We start from the raw sequence: 23,458 nt of genomic DNA on the forward strand, positions 1-23,458 counted from the left end.
TTATTTTATTAGGAGGAACCATGAGCTTTTTTAAACGATTGAAGGAAAGTATTTCCAGTAAGGCCGAAGCGGTCACGAATAAGTTCAAAGAAGGACTAACGAAAACAAGAGACGCCTTCGTCGATCGTGTGGATGATTTATTTAGCCGCCGCAAGAAGATAGATGAAGACTTTTATGAAGAACTTGAAGAAATTCTAATTGGCGCTGATGTAGGTGTAAATACAGTGCTTAAGCTAATCGATCAGCTTCGCGCCGAGGTGAAGAAACGCAAAATTGAAGATCCCGCGGAGCTTCAGCCGATCCTTTCCGAAAAGTTGATTGAGCTCTTAAAGGGTGACGCTGATGCAGGACTGAAGTTAAATCCAAATGGATTATCCGTCATTTTATTTGTTGGTGTGAATGGCGTAGGGAAGACAACGACAATCGGTAAAATGGCACACATGTTTAAATCTCAAGGAAAAAAAGTGTTAATGGCTGCAGGCGATACATTTCGTGCCGGTGCAATTGAGCAGTTGGAAACTTGGGGCGAGCGTGTTGGTGTTGATGTGATTAAACAGCAATCAGGCTCCGACCCTGCCGCTGTCATGTTTGATGCGGTGCAGGCAGCGAAAACGCGTGGTGTAGACATTTTGTTATGCGATACAGCGGGTCGTTTGCAAAACAAAGTGAATTTGATGGAGGAACTGAATAAGATCTATCGCGTTATCCAGCGTGAAGTTCCAGATGCTCCCCATGAGGTCATTCTCGTTTTAGATGCTACTACGGGACAAAATGCACTCAGCCAAGCAAAGCTTTTCGGTGACAAAACAGGTCTGACGGGATTGGTGCTTTCCAAGCTCGATGGTACGGCCAAAGGCGGAATCGTTGTAGCGATCCGTCAAGAGTTATCACTTCCTGTGAAATTCGTTGGCCTCGGTGAGAAAATGGATGATCTTCAGCCTTTTGATTCCGAGCAATTCGTTCATGCCCTCTTTGGCAAATGGATTGGCGAGCATAAAGAAGAGAATGCTTAATCTTTTTGTTCTCTGATACGTGAAAAATTCTCCTCAGCCGTTTGTTGGTTAGAGGGGAATTTTTTTGTTCATTACTGACAAGGTCAAATGCTTGACATTCATCTTGGAATTCAGTATGATAGGTTCTGTTGTGCTGCTGTCAAGCGTGCAACCTTTACGGAGGTGGATCATGTCTATCGATCAGATGCTTGAGAAAACGAATCGCGTTAACTTGCTATTTGATTTCTATGAACCGCTGTTGACCGATAAACAGAGAACGTTCCTTCAATTGTATTTTCATGATGATTACTCACTCGGAGAAATCGCTGAGAATTTTGAAATTAGCCGCCAGGCGGTTTATGAGCATATTAAACGTGCAGAGTCAACTCTTCAGGATTATGAGAGTAAATTGCATCTGGTACATAAGCACGAACAACGCATGAAGCTGCGTGCGGAACTGGTTCAGGTGCTTGAGGTTTGCGAACCGGAGCTAAAGAGGAAAACAACGGAACTTTTTGATACAATAGTAGGGATCGATTAAAACATAGAAAGTCCAGAAGCAGGAGGTGAAGCGCATGGCATTTGAAGGATTGGCAAACCGGTTGCAGAACGTTTTCGGTAAGCTGAGAAGCAAAGGTAAGCTGACGGAAGAAGATGTAGGCGAAGCGCTTCGCGAAGTACGATTGGCGCTGCTTGAAGCGGACGTTAACTTTAAAGTAGTCAAAGACTTTATTGCTAAGGTGAAGGAACAGTCCATCGGACAGGAAGTATTGAAATCCTTCACGCCAGGCATGGTCGTTATCGATATCGTTAACAAAGAGCTGACAGCACTTATGGGCGGTACACAAAGTAAGTTAGCTCGTTCGAATCGACCGCCAACAATCATCATGATGGCAGGCTTGCAAGGGGCAGGTAAGACAACAACCTCTGGTAAGCTAGCGAAGATGCTCATTAAACAAAACCATAGACCGCTTCTTGTAGCCTGTGACATTTATCGTCCGGCTGCGATCAAACAGCTGCAGGTTCTTGGAGAACAGCTCAATGTTCCGGTATTTTCACTTGGGGATCAAGTAAATCCTGTTGATATTGCGAAAGCAGGACTTCAGCATGCCAAAGATAATGGTAATGATTATGTCATTATCGATACCGCAGGTCGTTTGCACATTGATGAAAACCTGATGGACGAGCTGAAAAATGTTCGAACTGCTGTTGAACCGGATGAAATATTGCTCGTTGTCGATGCAATGACCGGGCAGGATGCAGTCAATGTTGCAGAAAGCTTTCATCAACAGCTTGAACTTACAGGTGTTGTACTGACCAAGCTGGATGGCGATACCCGCGGTGGCGCGGCGTTATCGGTTAAAGCAGTCACAGGATGCCCAATTAAGTTCGTGGCTAGCGGTGAGAAAATGGATGCTCTAGAACCATTCTTCCCTGATCGTATGGCATCAAGAATTCTTGGTATGGGCGATATGCTTACTTTGATTGAGAAGGCACAAGCGGGTATCGACATGGACAAGGCGAAAGAGATGGAGCGCAAAATGCGCAACGCCGAATTCACCTTCGAGGATTTTCTTGATCAAATGGAGCAAGTAAAGAAGATGGGACCTCTGGATCAAATTCTTGAGATGCTGCCAGGAGCTAATAAGATCAAGGGCATGAAAGATATGAAAGTTGACGACAAACAAATGGCACGTGTTGAAGCTATTGTGAAGTCGATGACAACCGAAGAGAAACGCAAGCCTGAACTTCTCAATGCGAACCGTCGCAAACGGATTGCTCAAGGCAGTGGCAACTCGGTGCAAGAGGTCAACCGTTTCATCAAGCAGTTTGACGATATGCGTAAAATGATGAAGCAGTTTTCCGGCATGATGGGACCTAAAGGTGCCAAAGGAATGAAGAAGTTAGGCAAGGGTTTTAAATTTCCCTTTTAAATAAGCATTTTATTCTAAGTAGGAGGTGATTTTTCATGGCAGTACGTATTCGTCTTAAACGTGTAGGCGCTCATAAAGCTCCTTTTTACCGTGTGGTGGTTTCGGATTCCCGTTCCCCGCGTGATGGTCGTTTTATCGAAGAAATCGGTACTTATAACCCAATTGCTGAACCAGCAGCTGTAACTCTTGATGAGGAGAAAGCGCTGAAATGGCTTCAAACTGGCGCTCAACCGTCCGATACAGTTCGCAGCCTGTTCTCAAAAGCAGGTCTGATGACTAAGTTTCACGAGCTGAAATTACAGAAGTAATCTGTTATCTTTCGGAGGGTGGGTTCATGAAGGATCTTATCACCGTAATTGCTAAGGCTCTTGTCGATCATCCGGAAGAAGTACGTGTCGCTGTGGTGGAGAAAGATGACAAGATCGAGTACAGGCTTTCTGTCCACCCCGACGATGTCGGTAAAGTGATTGGCAAGCAAGGCAAGATTGCGAAGTCGCTCCGCACAGTTGTCACGTCGGCAGCAGTGAAAGAGACGAAACGGGTAGCCGTTGAAATCGTTTCATAAGAAACTAGGTTAGGATATAGTTCCTAACCTTTTTCTTGTATGGTTTTGAAGGTAAATTAATGTGGAGGTTGGGCAAGCGCATATGAGCGAAAAACTTGTGACAGTTGGTCGAATTGTGAATAGCCATGGTATTCGTGGAGAGCTAAAAGTGGTTCCGGAAACTGATTTTCCCGAGCGTTTTGATAAAGGAAACGCATTGATTATTGTAGATTCTCAAAATAAGCAAACGCCGGTGACGGTGCAAACCTCCCGCTTACATAAAAATATGTTTATCTTGCAGTTTGATCAATTCTCTAACATTAATGATGTTGAGAAATACAAAGGCTCGCTTCTCAAGATTGAAGCTAAGGAGCAACAGCCTCTTGAAGAGGGAGAATATTATTATCACGAGATCATTGGTTGTAAGGTCGTTACGGAAGAAGGCCAGGAGTTAGGGCTTGTTTCTGAGGTGTTGACACCGGGAGCTAATGACGTATGGGTCGTTTCTTTGCCGAAAGGCAAACAGTTGTTGCTTCCAGTCATCGATGATGTGATACTCGATGTGGACATTGCCAACAAAACGATTCGTATTCATCTGATGGAAGGATTAATGGAATGAGAATCGATGTATTGACCCTGTTCCCGGAAATGTTCGAGGGTGTGTTTTCGTCCAGCATTTTAGGGAAAGCACGTGACAAGGGAATTGTTGCTCTTAACACGGTTAATTTTCGAGATTATTCCAATAATAAGCATAACACAGTAGATGATTATCCTTACGGCGGCGGTGGGGGGATGGTTTTAAAGCCAGAGCCGATATTTGCTGCTGTTGAGAATCTGCCCGTACATCAAGAAGATGGACAAGACCCAGTGAAGCCGCGAGTGATTCTCATGTGCCCACAAGGTGAGACGTTCACACAGAAGAAAGCGGAGGAGCTGTCAAATGAACAGCATCTCGTGTTCATATGTGGTCATTATGAAGGCTATGATGAGCGCATTAGGCAGTATCTAGTGACGGATGAGCTGTCCATCGGTGATTATGTATTAACAGGCGGCGAGTTACCCGCAATGGTCGTTATAGACAGCGTAGTGAGGCTGCTGCCTGGTGTGCTTGGCAATGAGATGTCAGCGGTGACAGATTCGTTTTCCACAGGCTTGCTAGAGTATCCTCACTACACGAGGCCTGCGAAGTTCAGGGACTGGGACGTGCCTGAGATGCTGTTATCAGGGCATCATGAAAATGTGAAGCGTTGGCGCCGCAAGGAGTCTCTGTTCCGAACGCTAGAACGTCGTCCTGATTTGCTTGAAGGAAGAGAACTATCCAAAGAGGAAAAAGCTTGGGTGGTTGAATGGAACGGGCGGAAGCAAGAGGAGTAAGCCCCCAAAAACTTCTCTATTGAATTTCTTTCCTGTCTATGATAATATATATTCTGTTGTGAATTTTTCAACAGTTCGAGTCTGGTGGTCCTCTACGCATAACAACTAAGAACGACTATGCTAATAAGCGGAATGAACACCTGTGTGGAAGGAGGGAGTCAACTATGAATCTTATTCAAGAGATTACGAAAGAGCAACTCCGTACGGATATTCCTAATTTCCGTCCAGGAGACACACTTAAAGTACACGTAAAAGTTATCGAGGGTACACGTGAGCGTATTCAGCTGTTTGAAGGTGTTGTTATTAAACGCCACGGCGGTGGAATCAGCGAAACGTTTACAGTTCGTAAAATTTCTTACGGTGTGGGTGTGGAAAGAACTTTCCCATTCCATTCTCCGAAGATTGACAAGATTGAAGTGGCTCGCCGTGGTAAAGTTCGTCGTGCGAAACTTTATTATCTGCGTGGTCTTCGTGGTAAAGCAGCAAGAATTAAAGAAATTCGATAAGAAAACGGGGGGCTTGTTCAGGCAAGTCTCCTTTTCATTTTCATGGTACATAATGGTACATAATAGATATAAACCAAAACTGGAAAAGAGGCAATCAGTGATGGAACACAATAATCAAGAACAGCCTTACATAGAGCCGGATACAACTACAGAAACGACTCCCGTTAAAACAGCGAAAAGCGAAACATGGGAATGGATTAAAGCATTAGTAATCGCGGGAGTGCTCGTGATTATCATTCGTTGGTTCCTGTTCTCTCCTTTTATTGTTGATGGAGATTCCATGCGTCCGAACTTTCAAACAGGTGAACGACTCATTGTCAATAAAATTGTTTATGATATTCGCTCACCTAAACGCGGAGAAGTTATCGTTTTCCATGCACCGGAAGGTAAGGATTACATTAAACGCATAATTGCTCTCCCAGGTGAGACCGTAAGGGTTACTGGTGACAAGGTGTTCATTAATGGTCAAGAGATTGATCAGCCTTATATCAAAGATGCGATTGAGCAGGCGAAAAAAGAAGGACATGCGTATAATACGTTATCCGATTTTCAAGAGAAACAAGTGCCTGAAGGTGAAATATTCGCAATGGGAGATAACCGCGGAAACTCCAAAGACAGCCGAGCGATTGGCTTCATTCCTTACAACAAAATTGTAGGTCGTGCGGAAGTCATTTTTTGGCCAGTGAGCAAAATTAGTTTCATACATTTTTGAGGTGAAGTAGAATGACCATTCAATGGTTTCCCGGTCACATGACCAAGGCTCGACGGCAGATTGAAGAAAAGCTTAAGTTGATTGATGTTGTGATCGAGCTCTTGGATGCCCGCATACCGCTCTCCAGTCGGAACCCGATGGTAGATGAGATTTTAAAAGGTAAACCGCGCTTGGTTCTGCTTAACAAGAATGACTTGGCAGATCCGCAAGTGACGGCAGATTGGGTTAAGTATTTTGCTGATCAGGGCCTACCAGCATTACCGATTGATGCAGCAACCGGAACGCACGTCAAAGAAATTTTGCCGCGAGTTAAGCAGCTTTGGGCACATAAAATTGAACGGCAGCTTAGCAAAGGGATTAATCCTCGTGCTGTAAGAGCGCTTATAGTAGGTATCCCAAACGTTGGGAAATCGACGCTGATTAATCAGTTAGCAGGTAAAAAGATTGCAGCAACCGGAGATAAGCCGGGTGTTACGAAGGGGCAGCAATGGATTAAAGTTGGAACCGAAATGGACTTGCTTGATACGCCGGGTATTTTGTGGCCAAAATTCGAAGACCAATTGGTTGGAATGAGATTGGCAGCAACGGGCGCTATTAAGGAAGAACTTCTTCATTTAGACGAGATTGCACTCTTTGTCGTTAAATACATGGTTCAGAACTATGGGGCCGGTATTCAAGAACGATTTGGAGTTCAAGACCTTCCAGAGGATTTGGACGACATACAGGAAATGGTCAAAGTCATGGAAGCTATCGGTCGTAAGCGTGGAGCGATTGTGAGCGGGGGCAAAGTGGATTTGGACAAAGCCTCATTAATCATTATTCGTGAGCTTAGAGCAGGTAAGATGGGGCGCATTTCTTTGGAGAGACCCCTTGATAAAAGGTAGTCAGGTCATTAAATTATAGGTCACTTTTGGACTCAGCTGATTAGGCGGGTCCGGGGTGGCTTTTTCTTTTTATTCAGAGAATGTGAAAAAAATGGGTGTGGCTTGACTAAGCGCCAATCCTTTATAATGAGGAAATGGAAAGGGGCGAAAGCCATTGCTAGAGCATGAAAAACAACTGTGGGAGCAAGGGTTTACTCTTATTGCGGGTATCGATGAGGTAGGAAGAGGATGTTTATTCGGGGATGTCGTCGCGGCTGCGGTTATACTTCCAATGGGATATTTGCTGGAGGGTGTGGATGATTCCAAGAAGCTTTCTGAAAAGAAGCGAGATATCTTCTATGATCAAATCATGGCTGAGGCTTTGGCTGTTGGTGTAGGCATTGTGGATGTAGATAGAATTGAAGCGATCAATATCAAACAGGCGGCCAGACTTGCTATGAAGCAGGCAGTGGAGCAGTTAAACATAGCACCTGATTTTCTTCTTGTGGATGCGGAGAACGTTGATGTGGACATAGAACAATCCGCGATCATTCATGGAGATGCACTTAGTCAATCTATTGCAGCTGCATCGATTATTGCTAAGGTTACCCGTGATCGTATGTGTGTGGATTGGGATGAGCAGTTTCCCGAATATGGACTTGCTATACATAAAGGATATGCAACAAAGCACCATAGAGAGATGCTCTTGCGATATGGTCCTACACCGCTGCACCGGAAATTATTTATACGTAAAGTGATGGCGCAATTGGAAGAGAAAGAGATTGTGCTCGAGTCTGAACAGCTGGAATTGGATCTCATTTAACTTATTATTGTAACGAAAAGGCAACAAGCCGCCGATAATATACATAAGTGTTTAGGAAGATTTGAGGTGAGCACCATGAATATTAGTGGTTTAATTCGCAGTTTAGTCGGTGACTTAACAGCATCTGAAAGTAAGGTGCTTGAACTAAAAGTAGGACAAATTGTAAAAGGTGTCGTGCTTCAATTGCTCAGTGACCAAGAAGCGTTGATTAATATTGGCGGCGTGCAGGTGCGTGCCAAGTTGGAAACACCCCTTAAGCAAGGGGATGTTACGATGCTGCAAGTACAGCCCGAATCCAGTGGAGGTCAAATCCTGCTCAAGCCACTAACGGCATCGGATGTACAAATTACGGAGGATTCGCTTAGTGAGCTGTTAAAGGCATTCACGATAAAAGATACGGCTGGGAATCGTCAAATGGTACAGCAGATGCAGCAGGAAGGCGTTCCGGTATCAAAAGAGAATGTGAAGGCATTTGAGGCTGTGATGCGCAGCATGCCTGAGGGTGTCAATAAGGAAGAATGGGCACAGGCGGCTGTACTTGCCTATAAAAAGGGATTGCCACTTACAGAGGCGACGGTGGGGGCTTTGAGACAGGTTACCACGGGGCCGCCTGTGGGTAAGGTGCTGGAGCAGATAGAGCAGCAGGCGACAGCCCTGCTTGAGCAAGAACCGGCACATCCGGCGGCTGATACCGCGAAGCAGGTGGTATCGCTGCTTAAGGAGCTGCGTGCTTCTGCCGCTGCTACGTGGCCTTCTGCGCGGCCGCCGGAGGCGCCGGCCGCGGATGCCGTTACGCCAGCTGCTCCGCAGGCTGGCGGTGGTGCCAAGGCGGCTCCCGCAGGGGCGCCGCCTGCAGTAGTGCCCGGCAGCGCGCCTGCGGCCGCTGCCGTTACGGCTCCGCCCGCTGCAGCAGCTGCTGCGGGCGCGGAGCTTCCCGCGGCGGCTGCGCCACGCGCGGAGACCGCTACCGCCGCCTGGGCGCAGCCGGCGGCGGGGGTGCAGGCCGCCCGCGCAGCGGAGGCGGCCTCGCAAGAGGCTCAGGCGCGCAGCGCTGAGCCTGTAAAAGGCGAACCGCCCGCGGCGGGTTCGACAGTGAACTTAGAGCCGCCTGCGAAGCAGAAGGCAGCTCCACCAGAGGCGCAGCAGCGCAGCGCTGCTGCGGGCGTGCCCGAGGCTAATCCAGAGCCAAACTGGATCAGCCGCATGCTCAAAGCCGTAGGCGTGGAGCACGAGTCTCATCTAGCAGTGAAGCTAGATGAGCGCGCAGACGCTATCCTACGGGGGCGCAACAACACTGACGATCAGCTGCCTAATCTGATCGCCACAGCATCCCAGCAGGACGACTCCGTCAAGCCTGCTGCTGACACACTGAAGAGTCTGCTGCTGCAGCTTACAGCCTCTGATGACACTCCAGCGCCGCTCAAAGAGGCGGCGCAGCAAGCCATTGGGCAAATTACAGGGCAACAGCTCATGTTGACTGGCGACAAGAGTTCTATGTTTGCACATATGACATTGTTTGTCCCCTTCATGGATGGCACTGGTCAGCAATCTGCCGCCATTCACATCCAATCCCGCAAAGGAAAGCGCGGGGAAGTTGACGCGAGCAATTGTCGTTTGCTGTTCGACCTGCAAATGAAAGTGATGGGCAATACTTTGCTCGATGTGCATGTCGTCAATAAAATCGTATCTTTGAACATTCATAATGATCATCCTGCGTTAGCTCCCTTAATGGAGGAGTCCAAAGAAGAAATAACAGCAGCCATGCATAAAGCAGGTTATCAATTTATCTCATTAAAATGCTCGCCATATCCACAACCGCCTGTTGTGGAGAATGAAGCTTCCAAGCAAGGGGCATCTGATGGTAGAGTAGATCTTCGAGCGCTCTATCAGCCAAAAGCCTACAAAGGGGTGGATTTCCGAGCATGACTAAGCAAAGGAATGCATCTGTGGAGTCGCAACCGACTCCTCTTAAGAAGGCTGTGGCGCTTCGTTACTCACCTGAAGCACAAAAAGCCCCAACCCTCATTGCGAAAGGGAAAGGGCACATGGCAGAAGCTATTCTTCAGAAAGCCAAAGAGAATGGGATCCCCATTCAAGAGGATTCCTCTTTGGTTGAAGTGTTGTCTAAGCTGGATTTGGATCAAGAAATTCCCCCGGAACTGTATCAATTGGTCGCTGAGGTATTAAGTTTTATCTATCGTTCTGATAACCGAATGAGATCGTCGAGGAATAATGGATGACGGAACTTCGTAAAGATGACCGGAAGCAGTTGGGGAAGCTTGGCGAGGAGTTGGCTGAAGTATTTCTAAGTGAGCGTGATTACCGAATTGTGGAACGTAATTGGCGCTGTCGTACTGGCGAGCTTGATATTATTGCAGAGAAAGCCAATAAGTTAATTTTTGTTGAGGTCAGAACAAGGCGCCCTTCAAGTCGTTTTGGCTCAGCCAAAGAATCCGTCGATTATCGCAAGCAGTTGAAAGTCAAAGAGACAGCACAATTTTACTTGCATCGATTTCAAAAATATGAGCAGTCCATTCAATTTGATGTGATCACCGTAGAACTATCCGTGGATGGAGCAGCACCTCATATTGAACACATACAAGGAGCCTTTTGAAAGTCGTCTGTCGATATGACAACGCGTCAAATGGCTCTTTTTTTGAGGTATAAACATATTTAGATGCTATCAATCGTTTATAACATTAGATTTCAATCTCTTCAATCCGCTGCTTTTTATCCAAATTACGGTATTGGATTGCCTCTGCTAGGTGCTGCGGCTGGATACGGTCACATTCCTCAAGATCAGCAATGGTCAGGGCTAACCGGAGGATGCGATCATGGGCTCTTGCGCTAAGTCCCAAAGCTTCAAAAGAGGCACTGAGCAGTTGATCACCTTCTGGTGTTAGATGACAAATTTGTCTCATCCGCTTACCGCTCAATTCATTATTGTATTGGATGCCAGATCCTGCATAGCGTTGTTGTTGTCTTTGTTGTGCGCGCATAACTTGGATTAACATTTCTTTTGAGGACAAGTGATTGGTTCGTTCCTTTAGTTGTGTGTAACTTGGTTTAGGTACTTCGACATGAAGATCGATGCGATCAAGCAAGGGACCTGATATCTTAGAACGATAATGAACAATTTTTGCTGGACTGCAGATGCAAGCATTAGCTTCTGTTTCGGCTCCATAATACCCGCAAGGACATGGATTCATGGCGGCAGCCAATATAAAGTGAGAGGGGAATGTGTAAACCGCTCTTGCTCTTGCAATTGTAACATGACGATCCTCAAGCGGCTGTCTAAGTACTTCGAGGGCAGTTCTCGTGAATTCCGGTAGTTCATCAAGAAAAAGAATGCCTCGATGAGATAAGCTAACTTCTCCAGGTTTGGGTATTGTTCCGCCTCCGACAAGTCCGGCGGGTGAAATCGTATGATGCGGGGCTCTGAAGGATCTTGTACGCATGAGAGTTGAGCGATCAATAAGCTTTCCTGAGGCACTGTATATTTTCGTGACTTCTAATGCTTCTTTGTCTGACATAGGGGGCAGAATCGAGGGCATGCGCTTCACAAGCATCGTTTTCCCGGTTCCGGGAGGACCGATTAATAAAATATTATGCATCCCTGCTGCAGCGATCATCATGGCACGCTTCACTTGATGCTGTCCGTTCACATCGGCATAATCTTCGACAAAGTTGTGTTCTTCGGCAGAAATTGTCGAAAGTTCACTATGTTTATAATTAATGCCATTAAATATAAATTCGTGATGAGATTGCTTGTTCCAGGACTTAAAATCAGAAAGGTTAGTTATCGCACACACCTCAATACCTTCTATTAAAGCAGCTTCTGGAGCATTCGCGAGGGGAAGGCAGACGCGTTTTATCCCTAGCTTTTTCGCGGCATGCGCCATAGAAAGAACACCCGGTATGGGGCGAAGAGAACCGTCCAATGCAAGTTCACCTAGAAACAAAGTGTTAATAAAGCTGTCCATTGGCACCTGACCGGTTGTAATTAGAATTCCTACCGCAATGGCTAAATCAAAAGATGAGCCTTCTTTGCGTAAATCAGCTGGTGCGAGATTGACCGTAATCCGATCCATGGGGAATATGTACCCACAATTTTTGATAGAGGAGCGCACTCTTTCAACAGATTCCCGAATGGCCGAGTCGGGGAGACCAACCAAGTTAATTTGGGGTAAGCCACTTGAAATATCGACCTCTACTTCAATCGTTTGTCCTTCTATACCCTGCAAGCAAGCGCTCATAACTTTGCCATACATGAAAAAACACCTTCCTCTCCATAGTTATGCAGCTGTTTCGAGCTGACATAAAGTAGGATAAAAGGTGCTTCCTTATTGATCCGTTTTATACTTTGTCCTTATTGTATACGAAAATGGTAAAATTACGCAATCCGGAAATGATCACGGCGTACGTTTTAAAAATGCACGGCTTGCACATACTGGAACTAGAGGTGATGATATGCAGGAGAAACCGTATTTTTGTCCCAATTGTCGTTCCAATCGTATCAAGTTCAATGTAATTACTAGCTATTCTCAGTCGTTTTTGAAGGACGCTCTATCAGGAAATATTACAGAATTCAAGGATCCTGACGTAATTCCAGAGCCAGAACCTACGATTCAATGCTTGGTGTGCAGTTTCACGGGTAATGAGCTTCGCTTCATTAAACAAGCGGAACGTGAACCGCGGATGAATTCACCAACAACGCCGCTCTACTAAAAAAGTCGAAGTTAGACGTATTTTTCAGTAATTGAAAATGCGTCTTTTTTTATGTAGATAAGAAAGTATAAGTTTTATACTTTTGCTTCGCATCTACCTTGACAAACGCGCTCGCCCAAAAGGACGACGGAGTCGTTTATCCTTGGTTGTAAGTGATAGCTAAAGTTTTTCAGCCTGAAAGGAAAGTTTGAACGCATTAACGAAAAAAATAAGGAAACTGTCGAAAATTAGTGATACAATGGTTAGGGCTTGTGAAGAAGTGTGATACTAATTCCGGCAGCAAGATTTATTTCGTGCACTACACAAATAGGAAATTACACTTTTTCCCTGTATAGCACGTTTAGAAAGTCCATACTGATAGGAGGATTTTAGGAAATGAATATCCATGAGTATCAAGGCAAAGAAGTCCTGAGACAGTACGGAGTCAACGTTCCTAACGGAAAAGTTGCTTTTACCGTTGACGAAGCTGTTGAAGCAGCGAAAGAACTCGGAACATCCGTCGTTGTTGTAAAGGCGCAAATTCATGCCGGAGGTCGCGGGAAAGCAGGCGGCGTTAAGGTAGCCAAAAGCCTCGATGAAGTTCGTACATATGCAAGCGAAATTCTGGGTAAAGTTCTTGTCACTCACCAAACAGGTCCTGAAGGCAAAGAAGTTAAACGCCTCTTGATCGAAGAAGGCTGTGACATTAAGAAAGAATATTATGTTGGTGTTGTTGTTGACCGTGCAACAGGTAGCGTCGTTTTGATGGCATCTGAAGAGGGCGGTACGGAGATTGAAGAAGTTGCTGAGCATTCTCCTGAGAAAATCTTCAAAGAAGTTGTGGATCCTGCGATCGGTCTTCAAGCTTTCCAAGCACGCAGACTTGCATACTCCATCAACATTCCTAATGAGCTTGTTAACAAAGCGGTAAAATTCATGCTAGCTCTTTATAAAGCATTCGTAGAGAAAGACGCTTCCATTGCAGAAATCAACCCTTTAGTTGTTACTGGTTCTGGCGACGTTATGGCTCTTGATGCCAAATTGAACTTTGACTCCAACGCTCTTTTCCGTCACAAGGATATCGTTGAACTTCGTGACCTTGAAGAAGAAGATGCGAAAGAAATTCAAGCTTCTAAATTTGACCTGAGCTACATTGCTCTTGATGGTAACATCGGTTGTATGGTTAACGGCGCAGGACTTGCTATGGCCACTATGGACATTATCAAGCACTACGGCGGAGACCCGGCTAACTTCCTAGACGTAGGGGGCGGTGCTACGAAAGAGAAAGTAACAGAAGCTTTCAAAATCATCTTGTCCGATGAGCAAGTTAAAGGGATCTTCGTTAACATCTTCGGTGGCATCATGCGTTGTGATGTTATTGCTGATGGTGTTGTAGCTGCTGCTAGAGAGCTTGGACTTTCCCGTCCGCTTGTTGTTCGTCTTGAAGGAACAAACGTTGAACTTGGTAAAAAGATTCTTAACGAATCCGGTTTGAACATTGTTGCTGCTGACTCCATGGCAGATGGCGCACAAAAAATTGTTGCATTAGTTAAATAATAATTAAACCCGAGCGGTTTCAAATAATATAGGGGATGTGAACAAAAGATCATGAGTATTTTGGTTAATAAACATACAAAAGTCATTACTCAAGGGATTACCGGCGCTACGGGTTTGTTTCATACCAAAGGCGGCCTTGAATACGGCACACAAATGGTTGGTGGCGTAACCCCAGGTAAAGGCGGAACAAAAGTAGATATCACATTGGAAAACGGTGAGCTAGTTCAGCTTCCAGTTTTCAACACCGTTATCGAAGCTAAAAATGCAACTGGTGCAACGGCATCCGTTATCTATGTACCACCAGCTTTCGCTGCAGAGTCGATCATTGAAGCTATCGAAGCTGAACTTGATCTGGTTATCTGTATCACAGAAGGTATTCCTGTTCTTGACATGGTTAACGTGAAGCGTTACCTGGAAGGCAAGAAAACCGTTCTAATCGGACCTAACTGCCCGGGCGTTATTACACCAGGCGAGTGCAAAATCGGTATTATGCCGGGTTACATTCATACGCCAGGTCACGTAGGTGTAGTTTCCCGTTCAGGGACACTAACTTATGAAGCCGTTCATCAATTGACGACTCGCGGCATTGGACAATCCTCTGCTGTAGGTATCGGTGGAGACCCTGTTAAAGGCTCCGAGTTCATCGATATCCTTAAACGTTTTAACGATGATCCAGATACGTATGCTGTCATCATGATTGGTGAAATCGGCGGTACGGCAGAAGAAGAAGCAGCTGAGTGGGTTGCTGCGAACATGACGAAGCCAGTTGTAGGGTTTATCGGCGGTAAAACAGCTCCTCCAGGAAAACGTATGGGCCATGCTGGCGCTATTATTTCTGGTGGTAAAGGTACAGCTGCTGAGAAAGTTGCAACGATGGAAAGATGTGGTATCCGCGTAGCGGCTACACCATCCGAGATGGGCTCTACACTTGTTAGCGTGCTTGAAGAAAAAGGCATGCTGGATAAAGTTATTACAAAAAAATAGTTTTCTTCTAACGAAGGTAAGCAACCTTCCATCTCCCTGATTCAGGGATTTGGGAGGTTTTTTGTTTTTCATGGCTTTGCAATTATTTGTTATTCGAGAAGGGAGTGTATATACTTATGGATAATCGTTTTATTTTGTTTGGACTTCACGAGCTCGAGGGTGTTGGTTGGAAAACGATTCTTCAGCTACTGACCCGCTTTCCAGATCCTCACGTGCTGTTAGAGCTTTCGGCTGCAGCAATTGCCTCCAAAGGTATCCGAGCTTCCATTGCTGAACAAATCGCCACGCGGTTTACACCGTCTTTTATTGAGCAAAAGCTTCAGTTATATAAGAAGCAATCCATTCAAATTCTTACACTTTTAGATGAAGACTACCCTTCGATTCTTAAAGAAATTGCGCAGCCTCCCTGGGTGTTATATGTGAAAGGAAATGTGTCATTATTGAATGGGCGTCTCCTCGGTATGGTAGGAACACGTACCCCTACGCTTTATGGAAAGAAGATTGCTGAGGAGTGGGCAGCAGCCCTTTCTAGAGCGGGATTCAGTATCGTAAGTGGACTGGCAAGGGGAATTGATAGTAAGGCCCATATTGGTGCATTGCAAGGTAAATCCAAAACGGTTGCTGTTCTTGGATGTGCGATTAATCAAATTTATCCGCGTGAGAATGCATTATTATATCGAAATATAGAACAAGAGGGTGTCATCATTTCTGAATATCCTATAGGCACGGGCATGAGGCCAGGTATGTTTCCGCAGAGGAATCGAATCATAGCAGGATTGTCATTAGGAGTTACGGTTGTGGAAGCAGCAGAAGATAGTGGATCACTGATTACAGTTGAGTTTGCCGTGGATGAATCAAGAGATGTATTCGCCGTTCCCGGTCCTATTGACTCTAACCAAAGTAGTGGTGTCCACAAGCTTCTAAAGGATGGTGCTAAATTGGTTACCCGTGTTGAGGAGATTGTAGAAGATTATAAACATATGTTGAGCGAGGAAGATCAGGGTGCAATGAAGAAGCCTTTGCCGACATTTTCGCTTACGGATGAGGAAGGCGAAATCGTTCGAAAGTTGTCGAATGAGCCAGTCTCAATTGATACTCTGTTAGAGGACGGTCAATTTACGTTTGGACATTTGCATGCAGTTCTGTTATCTTTGGTAATGAAAAAGGCGATTAAACAGCTTCCGGGTTCTACTTACATACTAGCATAGGCTAATACGAAGCTTTTCTTCTCGCCAATAGACTTTACCTTGAAACCAAGAGGGGAGGAAGGACGATCCATGGCGGATTCTTTAGTCATAGTTGAGTCACCAGCAAAAGCCAAAACCATCGGCAAATATTTGGGAAGTAAATTTATCGTAAAAGCCTCAATGGGTCATATTCGCGACCTTCCGAAAAGCCAAATTGGCGTAGAAGTGGATCGTAACTTTGAGCCTAAATACATAACAATCCGCGGTAAAGGTTCTATACTGAAAGAATTAAAAGATGCGAGTAAAAAAGTGAAAAAAATATATCTGGCGGCGGATCCGGATCGCGAAGGCGAAGCTATTGCCTGGCACTTAGCTCATTATTTGGATGTAGGTCCCGAAGAACTCTGTCGTGTTGTATTTAACGAAATAACGAAGGATGCGGTTAAGGATGCCTTTAAAACTCCGCGTCGAATTAATCAAGATCTCGTTAACGCACAGCAAGCTCGACGCATATTGGACCGACTCGTTGGTTATAAAATCAGTCCTTTACTTTGGAAGAAAGTAAAAAAAGGATTATCTGCAGGCCGTGTACAATCGGTTGCAGTTAAATTGATACAAGACAGAGAGAATGAGATCAAGGCCTTCGAACCTGAAGAGTATTGGTCGATTACCGTTGTTTTGGATGCAGGTAAAACCCTGTTCGAAGCAAAATATCACAGCATTAACGGTGAGAAAAAGGAATTACATTCGCAAGAGGATGTCGATCTGATTTTAGCTGCGATGGGCAGTGAAGCTTTTACAGTGAAAGAAGTGAAAGAGAAAGAACGCCAACGTAATCCTTCTCCTCCTTTCATTACAAGTTCTATGCAGCAGGAAGCGGCGAGGAAACTTAATTTCCGTGCTTCGAAAACCATGTCAGTGGCACAGCAGTTATATGAAGGAATAGACTTAGGAAAAGAAGGCACGGTTGGTTTAATTACCTACATGCGTACCGATTCAACCCGTATTTCACCAGTTGCCCAAGAAGAAGCCAAAGATTTTATCTTTACTAAATATGGCCCTGCCTTCTATCCGGAGACACCACGCCAGTACACGAAGAAAAATGCTAACGCGCAAGACGCGCATGAAGGTATTCGACCTACATCTGTTCTTCGAGAACCTGATCAAATGAAGGCATTTCTCAGTAAAGATCAATATCGTCTGTACAAGCTAGTCTGGGATCGTTTCGTCGCAAGTCAAATGGCTTCAGCCGTCTTGGATACGATGACCATTGATTTAACAGCTGGTGAAACTGTATTTAGAGCGAATGGTTCCAAGATGAAATTTGCTGGATTTATGAAAGTTTATGTCGAGAGCAATGATGACGGGACGACAGAAGAGGACAAATTGCTGCCGCCTCTGACTAAGGGTGATTCCTTGCAGAAGCAAAGCGTGGATCCGAAGCAGCACTTTACTCAACCGCCTCCAAGGTATACTGAAGCGCGTTTAGTTAGGGCGTTAGAGGAAATGGGCATTGGACGTCCGAGTACGTATGCACCGACACTGGAGACGATTCAGAAGCGTGGGTATGTTGCAATCGAAGAGAAGAAATTCGTACCTACGGAGCTTGGTGAATTAGTTATCCAATTAATGCAGGAGTTTTTTCCAGAAATTCTCGATATCGAGTTCACAGCTCATATGGAAGAAGAGCTAGACTTTGTCGAAGAGGGAAAAGAGGACTGGGTTCGAGTTCTGGATACGTTCTACACATCCTTTGAAAAGCGGCTTATATTCGCTGAAGAAGAAATGAAGGAAATCGAAATCCAGGATGAAATTTCGGATGAGATTTGCGAGAAATGCGGTAAACATCTTGTCTATAAAATGGGGCGTTTCGGTAAGTTTCTAGCATGTTCTGGATTCCCGGATTGTCGCAATACGAAACCGATCATTAAAGATATTGGTGTTACATGTCCAACTTGTCTTACCGGGAAAATTGTCGAACGCAGAAGCAAAAAGGGGCGAGTTTTCTATGGTTGCGACCAGTATCCAACCTGTGACTTTGTCTCATGGGATAAACCGGTCAATAAGCCATGTCCTGTTTGCAGCTCGATGATGATCGAGAAAAGAAGCAAGAATGGCGTGAATATACAATGTACGCAATGTGATCATAAAGAAGAAGTTAATGACGATAATTCAGATGATATGAAAGATTAGAGGTGTCCTATTTTGCCAGAATATCCAAGAGTAACAGTCATCGGTGCAGGATTGGCTGGAAGTGAAGCCGCCTGGCAAATTGCCCGTCAGGGCGTGCCTGTTACTTTATACGAAATGCGTAATGTCCGTAAAACTCCAGCACATATAACTGATCAATTTGCTGAGCTAGTCTGTAGTAACTCTCTACGTTCGAATGGCCTTACCAACGCTGTCGGAGTGCTCAAGGAAGAAATGAGACGTATGGATTCACTTATTCTATCTTGTGCAGATGAGCATGCTGTACCGGCAGGAGGCGCATTAGCTGTTGACCGCGATGGGTTCTCTCAAGCTGTTACATCTACGCTCCGCAACCATCCGCTCATAGAGGTTCGCAATGAGGAAGTTCAAAGCTTGCCTGAAGGCATAACCGTTGTTGCCTCAGGTCCGTTAACATCACCTGATCTTTCTGCAGGCCTCAAAGAGCTAATGGGTGAGGAATATTTGTACTTTTATGATGCAGCAGCTCCGATCGTGGAGAAGGACTCCATTGATATGAATAAGGTGTACTTGGCTTCCCGTTATGACAAAGGAGAAGCTGCTTACCTTAACTGTCCTATGACAGAAGAAGAGTTCAATATTTTCTATGAAGCTTTAATAACTGCTGAGGTTGCTGAGCTGAAGGAATTCGAGAAAGAAATTTATTTCGAAGGCTGCATGCCCTTAGAAGTTATGGCGAAACGCGGTAGACAAACGGTACTGTTCGGACCAATGAAACCAGTAGGTTTAATAAATCCGCATACAGGTATGATGCCGCATGCAGTCGTTCAACTCCGTCAGGATAATGCAGCGGGAACTTTATATAACTTAGTCGGTTTCCAAACCCATTTAAAGTGGGGAGAGCAGAAACGGGTATTATCATTGATTCCAGGGTTAGAGCAAGCGGAGTTCGTACGCTATGGTGTTATGCATCGTAACACGTTTATTAACTCTCCGAAGCTTCTTGAACCTACTTATCAATTTAAACGTCGTGAAGATCTATTTTTTGCAGGTCAAATGACGGGTGTAGAAGGATATGTGGAATCTGCGGCTTCCGGTCTGATAGCTGGAATGAATGCGGGGCGTTTAGCTAAAGGGCAGCCATGTTTGGTTGTTCCGGAGGAAACGACTTTGGGTAGCATGGCACATTACATCACGACAGCTGACTTTAAACATTTTCAGCCGATGAATGCTAATTTTGGTTTGCTTCCACAATTACCCGAACGAATTCGCAATAAAAAAGAAAAATACGAGAAGCTGGCTAATCGAGCTTTGGAGAGTATTCAGAATTTTAAGAAAACATATGCAGAGTAGGTTGTAATTGGACTCTTTGCTATGGTACTATAATTATGTTTTGTAGCATTTTTCATTCGTTTCCTCATACATTTACCTCTAGATGCGGTCATTTCTCGAATTGACCTCGCTAGAGGTTTATCTCATTTATGAGACCGAAACCAACGTATAGAGTAACTTTCATGGTGTATGATTCCATTTGAGAGGTGAGAAGAGATGGATCCTAATCAAGCTACGTTTCATGCGACAACAATCTTTGCCATTCGTCATCAAGGTAAGGGAGCTATTGCTGGAGATGGGCAAGTTACATTTGGCAACAGCATGATTATGAAAAGCACGGCCAAAAAAGTTCGGCGTTTACATAGAGGGAAGGTCATCGCTGGTTTTGCTGGTTCTGTTGCCGATGCGATTACACTTTTCGAGAAATTCGAAGGCAAGCTGGAGGAACACCACGGTAATTTGCAGCGTGCTGCGGTAGAACTTACGAAAGACTGGCGTCAGGATCGCGTTCTGCGGCGGCTTGAAGCAATGATGATCGTTATGGATTCAACTGGTTTACTGCTGCTCTCGGGAAATGGTGAAGTTATTGAGCCTGATGACGGTATTTTGGCTATTGGCTCTGGTGGCAGCTTTGCACTAGCTGCAGGAAGAGCATTGCATCGCCATGCATCGTCGCTAAGTGCTAAGGAAATAGCCCACGCTGCCCTAACAACTGCAGCCGAAATATGTGTGTTTACGAATCATAATATTATTGTGGAAGAAATTGAATAGTTAACGATTGAAAAGTTAATGCTTACGATGTTAGTTTTGCTAAAGCAAAACTAAGCCAATGCTTACGATGCAAGTTTTCCTACGGAAAACTCAGTTTACGCTTACGATGTTAGTTTTGCTAAAGCAAAACTTTTAGGAGGGTACAAAATGGCAAACAGCTCCCTTACACCTAAACAAATTGTCCAAGAATTGGATCGATACATAGTAGGTCAGAAAAAAGCGAAGAAATCGGTTGCTATTGCTCTGCGAAACCGTTATCGGAGAAATCTCGTGGATGAGGCTATGCGGGATGAAATTGTTCCGAAGAATATACTCATGATCGGGCCAACCGGCGTTGGAAAGACTGAAATTGCGCGCAGACTAGCTAAGTTGGTTGGCGCACCATTTATTAAGATAGAGGCCACCAAATTCACAGAAGTCGGCTATGTTGGTCGCGATGTGGAGTCAATGGTACGTGATCTGATCGAAACATCCGTACGTATGGTAAAGGCTGAGCGAATGGAGAAGGTTAAAGACCGTGCTGAGAAGCTCGCTAACGAGCGTCTTGTTACCTTGCTAGCGCCAAGTCCTACGCGCGCCAAAACACAGCGTAACCCTCTTGAAATGCTGTTTGGAGGGCAAAACCAACCGGATCAAGAAGAAAGTACTCCAGATCCTTCACTTGCCGCCAAAAGGGCTCAAATCGCTGAGCAATTGACTAATGGTAAATTAGAGAATGAAGTCGTAGAAATCGAGGTTGAAGACTCTTCACCATCGATGATGGATATGCTGGCAGGTCAAGGCAATGAACAAGCTGGTATGAATATGCAGGAGATGTTCGGCAATCTTCTCCCGAAAAAAATGAAGAAACGTAAGCTGCTTGTAAAGGAAGCTAGGAAAGTGCTAGCTCAAGAAGAAGCGCAAAGATTGATTGACATGGATGAAGTGATCCAGGAATCTGTTAACCGCGCCGAACAATCCGGTATTATTTTTATTGATGAAATCGATAAGATCGCTAGTAATAGCCGCGGCGGTAGCGGACCGGACATCTCTCGGGAAGGTGTTCAACGTGACATTTTGCCTATTGTAGAGGGTTCGACGGTTGTAACCAAATATGGTCCAGTGAAGACGGATTATGTCTTATTCATTGGTGCAGGTGCTTTCCATATAGCTAAGCCTTCTGATTTAATTCCAGAGCTTCAGGGAAGGTTCCCAATTCGAGTAGAATTAAGTAACTTGACCTTGGAAGACTTTGTTTCTATTTTAAAAGAACCCAAAAATGCATTAACAAAACAATATACAGCATTGTTGCAAACGGAAGGTATAACGGTTGAGTTTGCGGACGAAGCTATTTATGAAATTGCTCGTATCGCGGTTGAAGTTAATCAGAATACGGAGAATATTGGTGCTCGGCGATTACACACTATTTTAGAAAAATTGCTGGAGGATTTATCCTTTGAAGCGCCTGAGATTACATTGGAGTCCATTGTCATTAACCCGGAATATGTCCGTGAGAAGCTTAGTGATATTGTTCAAAACCGAGATTTGAGTCAATATATCTTATAATAAAGAACTATCGCATGGTTATGTAAGTAGGAGGCAGTTAAATGAGTTTATTAAATAAAACAAGAAGGCTAAATCGCTTGCTGCAAAAAGAAGCTGGCAATGCAGTTAGCTTTATGGATATGGCCGAGGTTCTGCGTGATATTGTTATTGCGAATATCTACGTCGTTAGCCGCAAAGGCAAAATTTTAGGATATGCGGTAACGAATGATCCTGTTTCACCGGAAATGAATCAGACCATATTAATTGAACGCAGATTTCCGATGGAGTCCAACAATCTGCTCTTGAAGATTGAGGAAACTTCATCAACAGCTGAACCTGACAGTCCATATTTCTATTACACGGAGCAAATGAAAGATATGTTTCCATACACGCATACGACTTTAGTACCAATTATTGGTGGTGGCTCTCGTTTGGGAACGCTTATTTTAAGTCGGAGTGAAGGAACTTTCATTGATGATGACTTAGTTCTGGCTGAATATGGATCTACCGTTATCGCGATGGAAATATTAAGAGAACGTGCCGAAGAAATAGAGGAAGAAGCTAGAAGCAAAGCGGTCGTTCAAGTTGCGATCGGTTCCTTATCTTTCAGTGAAATGGAAGCGGTGGAACACATTTTTGAAGAATTAGACGGTAAGGAAGGTCTTTTGGTAGCGAGCAAAATTGCCGATCGGGTAGGCATTACTCGTTCTGTTATTGTTAATGCACTTCGCAAACTGGAAAGTGCCGGAGTTATTGAAACTCGCTCGCTTGGTATGAAGGGCACTTATATCCGTATTTTAAATGAGCAATTAATACAAAGTATCGAGCAATTAAAAACAAAATTGTAGATAAACACATAGAAAAGCCCTGTCTTGTAAAAGATAGGGCTTTTTTCTTATTGTAAGTTATCGTAATATCTTAGATGATAAGAAGGTCAGCGAAAGTTTTACATATTTCTACAATAAGGACCATTTCGAATTATTTTATGAAAATAATGTCGAAATAAGAAGGAATCGATAAATACAATGTTGAAGTATATGTCAAATATTCTATAGACGGGGGTATCGAAATGTCTTTGTTAGACAAACCAAGTTGGAACTTGATGGAGCGATCGCTTGATGCATCGACTCTAAGACAAAAGGTTGTAGCCAACAACGTAGCCAATGCGGATACACCCTTCTTTAAGCGTTCGGATGTCGTGTTCGAAGAACTTTTACAAGGTCAGATGAATTCATCAACACCCTCTATAGAAGGTTATCGGACAGACCCTAGGCATTTCTTAATAGGGAAATCCACAAATCTGCCAAATTCAGAAATAAAAACAGATGAATCGACAGCGATTAACAACAACATGAACAATGTCGATATGGATTATGAAATGTCGTTAATGGCCAAAAATCAACTTAAATACAATGCAATGATTCAGCAAATGAACAGCGAGTTCAAAAAAATGCGCACAGTCTTAGGAGGGAAGTAATA

25 protein-coding genes are annotated in these 23,458 nt (G+C 44.5%); 24 read left to right on the plus strand and 1 reads right to left on the minus strand.

What is annotated here, in order from left to right; all coding sequences use genetic code 11:
- Positions 1–20 precede the first annotated feature (20 nt).
- The 14 genes from ftsY (at position 21) to GC098_RS34855 (ending at position 10,362) form a co-directional block, all read left to right on the plus strand.
- A complete protein-coding gene (ftsY, locus tag GC098_RS34790; RefSeq protein WP_171648801.1) occupies positions 21–1,013 on the plus strand; it encodes a signal recognition particle-docking protein FtsY in 993 nt (330 codons plus the stop codon).
- A gap of 169 nt (positions 1,014–1,182) precedes the next feature.
- Positions 1,183–1,533: a putative DNA-binding protein gene (locus GC098_RS34795; RefSeq protein ID WP_047672779.1), complete on the plus strand. Its 351-nt coding sequence runs from the start codon at positions 1,183–1,185 to the stop codon at positions 1,531–1,533.
- Between the two features lie 34 nt (positions 1,534–1,567).
- Positions 1,568–2,926: a signal recognition particle protein gene (gene ffh, locus GC098_RS34800; protein ID WP_171648803.1), complete on the plus strand. Its 1,359-nt coding sequence runs from the start codon at positions 1,568–1,570 to the stop codon at positions 2,924–2,926.
- Between the two features lie 35 nt (positions 2,927–2,961).
- Positions 2,962–3,234: a 30S ribosomal protein S16 gene (rpsP, locus tag GC098_RS34805; RefSeq protein ID WP_029195333.1), complete on the plus strand. Its 273-nt coding sequence runs from the start codon at positions 2,962–2,964 to the stop codon at positions 3,232–3,234.
- A 26-nt stretch (positions 3,235–3,260) separates the two neighbouring features.
- On the plus strand, positions 3,261–3,491 hold the full coding sequence (locus GC098_RS34810; protein ID WP_047672782.1) for a KH domain-containing protein: 231 nt from the start codon (positions 3,261–3,263) through the stop codon (positions 3,489–3,491).
- Positions 3,492–3,573: 82 nt separating this feature from the next.
- Complete coding sequence (gene rimM, locus GC098_RS34815; protein WP_171648805.1) at positions 3,574–4,089, plus strand: ribosome maturation factor RimM; 516 nt, start codon at positions 3,574–3,576, stop codon at positions 4,087–4,089.
- Positions 4,086–4,844, plus strand: a complete 759-nt coding sequence (trmD, locus tag GC098_RS34820; protein ID WP_171648807.1) for a tRNA (guanosine(37)-N1)-methyltransferase TrmD — start codon at positions 4,086–4,088, stop codon at positions 4,842–4,844. Before rimM ends, trmD begins: the two co-directional genes overlap by 4 nt.
- A 164-nt stretch (positions 4,845–5,008) precedes the next feature.
- Complete coding sequence (gene rplS, locus GC098_RS34825; RefSeq protein ID WP_028558249.1) at positions 5,009–5,350, plus strand: 50S ribosomal protein L19; 342 nt, start codon at positions 5,009–5,011, stop codon at positions 5,348–5,350.
- Between the two features lie 100 nt (positions 5,351–5,450).
- Positions 5,451–6,062, plus strand: a complete 612-nt coding sequence (lepB, locus tag GC098_RS34830; RefSeq protein WP_171648809.1) for a signal peptidase I — start codon at positions 5,451–5,453, stop codon at positions 6,060–6,062.
- Between the two features lie 11 nt (positions 6,063–6,073).
- Positions 6,074–6,946 carry a ribosome biogenesis GTPase YlqF gene (gene ylqF, locus GC098_RS34835; protein WP_171648811.1) on the plus strand — a complete coding sequence of 291 codons (873 nt, stop codon included), beginning with the start codon at positions 6,074–6,076 and terminating at the stop codon, positions 6,944–6,946.
- A 154-nt stretch (positions 6,947–7,100) separates the two neighbouring features.
- The gene (rnhB, locus tag GC098_RS34840; RefSeq protein ID WP_171648813.1) at positions 7,101–7,748 is read left to right on the plus strand and encodes a ribonuclease HII; all 648 of its coding nucleotides are present in this window, start codon (positions 7,101–7,103) and stop codon (positions 7,746–7,748) included.
- A gap of 75 nt (positions 7,749–7,823) precedes the next feature.
- Positions 7,824–9,674 (plus strand): TP0910 N-terminal domain-containing protein, encoded by a 1,851-nt coding sequence (locus GC098_RS34845; RefSeq protein WP_512699034.1) that lies wholly within the window; start codon positions 7,824–7,826, stop codon positions 9,672–9,674.
- Positions 9,671–9,988: an EscU/YscU/HrcU family type III secretion system export apparatus switch protein gene (locus GC098_RS34850; protein WP_171648817.1), complete on the plus strand. Its 318-nt coding sequence runs from the start codon at positions 9,671–9,673 to the stop codon at positions 9,986–9,988. The genes GC098_RS34845 and GC098_RS34850 overlap by 4 nt, the downstream gene beginning before the upstream one ends.
- Complete coding sequence (locus GC098_RS34855; protein WP_171648820.1) at positions 9,985–10,362, plus strand: YraN family protein; 378 nt, start codon at positions 9,985–9,987, stop codon at positions 10,360–10,362. The genes GC098_RS34850 and GC098_RS34855 overlap by 4 nt, the downstream gene beginning before the upstream one ends.
- 85 nt (positions 10,363–10,447) lie before the next feature.
- On the opposite strand, the gene GC098_RS34860 is transcribed toward GC098_RS34855, so the two are convergent.
- A complete protein-coding gene (locus GC098_RS34860) occupies positions 10,448–12,019 on the minus strand; it encodes a YifB family Mg chelatase-like AAA ATPase (RefSeq protein ID WP_171648822.1) in 1,572 nt (523 codons plus the stop codon).
- Between the two features lie 199 nt (positions 12,020–12,218).
- On the opposite strand from GC098_RS34860, the gene GC098_RS34865 reads away from it, so the two are divergent.
- The 10 genes from GC098_RS34865 to flgB all read left to right on the plus strand — a co-directional run bounded on the left by GC098_RS34865 (position 12,219) and on the right by flgB (position 23,456).
- The gene (locus tag GC098_RS34865) at positions 12,219–12,476 is read left to right on the plus strand and encodes a hypothetical protein (RefSeq protein ID WP_171648824.1); all 258 of its coding nucleotides are present in this window, start codon (positions 12,219–12,221) and stop codon (positions 12,474–12,476) included.
- A 375-nt stretch (positions 12,477–12,851) separates the two neighbouring features.
- Positions 12,852–14,012, plus strand: coding sequence for an ADP-forming succinate--CoA ligase subunit beta (sucC, locus tag GC098_RS34870; RefSeq protein ID WP_029195343.1), 1,161 nt, complete (start codon positions 12,852–12,854; stop codon positions 14,010–14,012).
- A gap of 51 nt (positions 14,013–14,063) precedes the next feature.
- The gene (gene sucD / locus GC098_RS34875) at positions 14,064–14,996 is read left to right on the plus strand and encodes a succinate--CoA ligase subunit alpha (RefSeq protein ID WP_029195344.1); all 933 of its coding nucleotides are present in this window, start codon (positions 14,064–14,066) and stop codon (positions 14,994–14,996) included.
- A gap of 116 nt (positions 14,997–15,112) precedes the next feature.
- Entirely contained in the window at positions 15,113–16,204 is a 1,092-nt protein-coding gene (gene dprA / locus GC098_RS34880; protein WP_171648826.1) for a DNA-processing protein DprA, read from the plus strand.
- A 69-nt stretch (positions 16,205–16,273) separates the two neighbouring features.
- Entirely contained in the window at positions 16,274–18,376 is a 2,103-nt protein-coding gene (gene topA, locus GC098_RS34885; RefSeq protein WP_171648828.1) for a type I DNA topoisomerase, read from the plus strand.
- A gap of 12 nt (positions 18,377–18,388) precedes the next feature.
- Complete coding sequence (gene trmFO / locus GC098_RS34890) at positions 18,389–19,705, plus strand: FADH(2)-oxidizing methylenetetrahydrofolate--tRNA-(uracil(54)-C(5))-methyltransferase TrmFO (protein WP_171648830.1); 1,317 nt, start codon at positions 18,389–18,391, stop codon at positions 19,703–19,705.
- A 195-nt stretch (positions 19,706–19,900) separates the two neighbouring features.
- Positions 19,901–20,455, plus strand: coding sequence for an ATP-dependent protease subunit HslV (hslV, locus tag GC098_RS34895; RefSeq protein WP_047672807.1), 555 nt, complete (start codon positions 19,901–19,903; stop codon positions 20,453–20,455).
- Between the two features lie 147 nt (positions 20,456–20,602).
- Positions 20,603–22,000 (plus strand): ATP-dependent protease ATPase subunit HslU, encoded by a 1,398-nt coding sequence (hslU, locus tag GC098_RS34900; protein WP_171648832.1) that lies wholly within the window; start codon positions 20,603–20,605, stop codon positions 21,998–22,000.
- 41 nt (positions 22,001–22,041) lie between these two features.
- Positions 22,042–22,827, plus strand: a complete 786-nt coding sequence (codY, locus tag GC098_RS34905) for a GTP-sensing pleiotropic transcriptional regulator CodY (protein WP_029195350.1) — start codon at positions 22,042–22,044, stop codon at positions 22,825–22,827.
- Positions 22,828–23,048: 221 nt separating this feature from the next.
- The gene (gene flgB, locus GC098_RS34910; RefSeq protein ID WP_029195351.1) at positions 23,049–23,456 is read left to right on the plus strand and encodes a flagellar basal body rod protein FlgB; all 408 of its coding nucleotides are present in this window, start codon (positions 23,049–23,051) and stop codon (positions 23,454–23,456) included.
- Positions 23,457–23,458: the final 2 nt, after the last annotated feature.

The sequence above is a fragment of the Paenibacillus phytorum genome, from assembly GCF_013141715.1.
In the GTDB taxonomy this organism is placed as follows: domain Bacteria; phylum Bacillota; class Bacilli; order Paenibacillales; family NBRC-103111; genus Paenibacillus_E; species Paenibacillus_E phytorum.